The sequence below is a fragment of the Labilibaculum filiforme genome (assembly GCF_002843315.1).
GTDB lineage: Bacteria > Bacteroidota > Bacteroidia > Bacteroidales > Marinifilaceae > Labilibaculum > Labilibaculum filiforme.
In genome coordinates this window covers 1-3,764 of record NZ_MVDD01000042.1, presented here as the reverse complement: position 1 = coordinate 3,764, position 3,764 = coordinate 1, and the positions used below count along the sequence as shown (strand labels likewise).

The 3,764-nt window shown below is 31.2% G+C and carries 3 protein-coding genes; all 3 read left to right on the top strand.

What is annotated here, in order from left to right:
• Positions 1-317: 317 nt before the first annotated feature.
• The 3 genes from BZG02_RS20575 to BZG02_RS20565 all read left to right on the top strand — a co-directional run bounded on the left by BZG02_RS20575 (position 318) and on the right by BZG02_RS20565 (position 3,508).
• Positions 318-1,310, top strand: coding sequence for a hypothetical protein (locus tag BZG02_RS20575; protein ID WP_143470532.1), 993 nt, complete (start codon positions 318-320; stop codon positions 1,308-1,310).
• 187 nt (positions 1,311-1,497) lie between these two features.
• Entirely contained in the window at positions 1,498-2,568 is a 1,071-nt protein-coding gene (locus tag BZG02_RS20570) for a WD40/YVTN/BNR-like repeat-containing protein (protein ID WP_101263628.1), read from the top strand.
• Between the two features lie 28 nt (positions 2,569-2,596).
• Positions 2,597-3,508: a hypothetical protein gene (locus tag BZG02_RS20565; RefSeq protein WP_101263627.1), complete on the top strand. Its 912-nt coding sequence runs from the start codon at positions 2,597-2,599 to the stop codon at positions 3,506-3,508.
• Positions 3,509-3,764: the final 256 nt, after the last annotated feature.

The window sequence follows — 3,764 nt, the reverse complement described above, 5'->3', positions numbered from 1 at the left end:
ATTCATCGCATGAATTACATGCCCGTTCGATTAAGGTGCTTTTTTTTCATAATACGAATTTTAAATTAAATACTATCTAAAGGTAAGTAAATGGGTTCTTTAGCTACCTTTAGGTTTCGTTCAACAAAGTGTCATATGTAATGCGGGTTTCAGCGGTTTTTGGGGCTGCGGTTCGTTGTTGCAACACCGCCAATTCGTCTTTGACGATTGACGGAAAATTTGAAATATTGAATATACGAATTGGCTACGTGCGTAATTGAAAGTTTATCACTTTTAATCCCGCACTACACATACACTCAACCGTTAGCAATTATATTATGAGAAAGATACTGCCAATAATATTATTAGTTTTTAATGTAATGATTTGTCAAGCCCATCAGGATTTCTATGTGACAAAGACTTATAATAATCTGACTGTTCGTATTAAAACAGGATATGAATATGAGGAGATTAATAAACTGAAAATTCTTGGAGAACTTGGACAAAGAATGCTTGAAAAAGCCAATTATAAAGGAAAAGTTTTAATTGATTTTAATCACTATTACACAGGAACTTGTGAACCTGACTTTTTTATAAGTTACGATAATGGTTCGATTAAATATACTTGGGACAATAGCTTAAGACCTGAACCAGTGTTGTCATCGGCAGGATTAGTAATTCGAATTGTAAGTAGTAAGCTAGATTACAAAAAGGCATTAGAACTACTAAATTACGCCATTGAAAACAAGGACTACATAAAGAAAAATCAGGACAAGATTAAATACGAACAAAATTATTGTCAATGGTCTGTAAATTCTATTGATACCGTTGAAATCAAGAAAATTTTGAACAGTAATCAATCAAAATTCGTGTCCGAGACTTTAAAACAAAAAGTTTATGTTGCTGACTCGACTTGGAATTTTGGAACATCTTATTTTTATCAAGATAATTCATTTAATTTTTTAGTTCGGGCATATAATGGAGTTCCTGACACTGTAGCATTATCAGTAAAAGATATATATCAAGTAGTTCAAATTGGTTCTGGCTCAAAGATAGTTTTTGATACGGATAGTAGTTTTTATTACGTTGGTTGGTATGGTGACAGGGTAATTTCTCAACGCCATATTGTTGAAAATACGAAGAATAATTATCAAGGATTTTCAGTTAAGGAGATTGGCGATGATATGTTGACAATATATTTCAGTCGTTTTGCAACAAAAGAAGAGGAAGAAAAAGGAATTGCTGACTTTTATTATTCCCAGACTTCTATTTACGATATAAAAAATGACAAATGGATTTCTGATATAAGAAGGAATTTGATTGAGAAATAAGAAAATACAATTGCTAACAATGTATATACAAAATAGGCGTAACAGTAGTAAATTAACGGGTTGTAGTCCGCTTCAAAATCGTAACGGTTTGATAGGTTTGAAGCCCGCAATCGCCTACTTTGCATATACTCAACGTTGCCAGTAATGTTAAGAAACCGCAGTGCTCAGAATAACACTCAATAAGAAAATGAAATTATATACAAAACTCACATTGATTTTAATATTTGCGACCTCAAATTTATTCTCGCAAAAGGACTATAGAGCAATATTAGAAATTAGAGGAGCTACTGAAGAATTTTGCATTTCAAAAGATTCTACTTTTTGGATTGCGACAAAAACCGGTGACACTTATTTTAGTGAGGGTTTTGCTAAACCTTGGAAATACGGAACTTTTAAGACTAATGAATATGATTTAGTTTCTGGGCGAACATTTGAAAGAACAAGCTTTTTTAATCGTGATACTGGATATATTTCTGGATTTATTCAAAAAGATGGAAAACAAGATTTTATCTATTGGACAAATGACGGTGGTAAAAACTGGCAAGAAGTAAAATTTGGGAAATCCAGTTGGATTGACGCAAATTACATTGACTATGATGGAAATGCTTGGATGAGCGGAAATTCTCAGTTAATTTATTATTCCAATGATTTCGGTAAAACATGGACATCATTTGATAAAATTGAGTCAACTGGAAACATGAGGATAAACACTATATATTTTGAGAATACAAAAAAAGGTATTGTCGGGGATTTCTGGAACAGAATTTATCTAACTGAAGACAATTGTAAAACATGGACAAAAATACCGAGTCCTTTAGACCAAAAGAAATATGTAAGAACCAACAAAAATATAAGACCGACTATTTATAAAGCTCAAATTTTCGGGAACAATATAATAATCAATCAACAAAACCTTATTTTTTGGTCAAAACTGGATTCTATTCAATGGAATGAGCTTTCAGATATGATTGATTTTTCCTATGATAAATCGTCAAATAAACTGTTTGCGATTTCCAGGGATTTGAAAGTGCATCTTCTTGATTCCAGTTTCGTTTCAAATTGGACATCTGAATCTAATTTAGTAAGTGCTCCAATTTCTCTTAAAACATTAAATGGAACTTTATATGCATGGCACAGGGCTGAATTGACCAAAGTAAACGAAAGTGAATTTCTTTATACACCAATGTATACACTTGAAAATCCAATTGTTACACCTTATGTGACAGCAAAAGCAACAAGAAAAACTTGGGGGGGGTAATGGTCGTGAGATTTTACAATCTGATGACTTGGGTAAAACTTGGTACAGAATTGATTTATTAGATTTTAATATTGGAAATTTTAAAGCTATCAATGATTATGAAGCCATAATATCAGATTCATATTATCAAAAGTATTACAAGTACAAATTAACTGATGATTCTACAGAATTAATTAAATACGTAATTGAGCATCCATTATCAGAATTTCTTTCTAATCCTATAAAAGAGGTTAGTTTTGAAATAGGTAGTCAAGGTTGTTTTCATTCTAATTCAAAAGTAATAGAATATAAATTAGAAAATGATTCAACGTTTTCAGCTTCAAAGATTGAACACCAAGGTTACAAAACTGACAAGGAGAAATTTAAAAATTCATTCTCAGCTAAAGTTGCTTTAGGAATTCTTAACGCAATTGATTCAAATCCATTTAGTCAAATCAATGTGAATGAGCTTAATATTAGCGAAAATGATAAAAATGATTACTTGAAGAAGATTGATTTAATAGAAAAAGATTTCAAAAAGGGTAACACTTTCGACTATGAACATGGAACAAGCAGATATAGTTTACCTTACAACAAGATTGATTTTGAATTTTATAAAAATGCAGTAAATCAAATTGACTCATTTAATAATACGATTTTGAACAATATATTGGGAACAAGATATGGAAACTGGAGTACCACAACTAATTGGATTAAAATAACTTTTAAGAATAAAAAAGGAGAAGAAATTTCAATATCGAATTTTGATGATATGCCAAACGCTTGGTATTTACCTTGGATTGTTGAAGCAAACGGACTTATTTTTCCAATTAACAACATTGACATAACCAGATTTATTGAATCAAATACGCCAGACGATTTCATATCACATGAGAATAAAAATAAATTGGCGATATTTCAAATGATTGATTATCTCTACAAAAAGAAGATAAATGAATAAAACACTACTGGCAACACGCGGTATAAAACATTGGGGATTAAGTAATTATACAAACATTTTACCACGCATCAAGTTTGGTGTAACTGGACAGGAAAGTAGCCCGCAATCCCCAACGATTTCATACCGCCACCGTTGTAGTGCATTCCCCACATCAGAACTTCTGATTAATTTCTGAAGCTAACGAGGAAGTTTTTAAAGAAAATTTAAATAATATTTAATCAAAAACCAACTGAATTGACTATGAATAAAGGAATTT